1 protein-coding gene is annotated in these 262 nt (G+C 65.3%); it reads left to right on the top strand.

Going from position 1 to position 262, the window contains the following annotated elements; translation table 11 throughout:
• Positions 1 to 262: LysR family transcriptional regulator (locus tag SB822_RS58250; protein ID WP_410859264.1), on the top strand; the 262-nt coding region annotated here is incomplete at both ends.

Genomic DNA, 262 nt, shown 5'->3' with positions numbered 1-262 from the left:
TCCGTCGTGCAGGAAGGCTCGATTGCTCGCGCCGCCAGCCGCAATCACATTGCCGCTTCCGCATTGAGCCGGCGTATCGCGGATCTGGAGTCGGCAATGGGCCTCGCGTTGCTGATTCGTTCGCCGTCGGGAGTCGAGTTGACGGAGGCCGGGCGGCATGCCTTTTCTCGTGCGGTGTCGGTCCACGATCAGTTGCAGTCATTCGCCCGCGAGGTGCAGTCGCTCAGCGGCGAGGTCGCCGGCGTCGTGCGTCTGTATGCGA

Origin of the sequence: Paraburkholderia sp. SIMBA_054, assembly GCF_046534875.1 — a bacterium.
In the GTDB taxonomy this organism is placed as follows: domain Bacteria; phylum Pseudomonadota; class Gammaproteobacteria; order Burkholderiales; family Burkholderiaceae; genus Paraburkholderia; species Paraburkholderia hospita.
The sequence above is the reverse complement of the archived record's forward strand: the minus strand, read 5'-3'. Positions and strand labels throughout refer to the sequence as shown.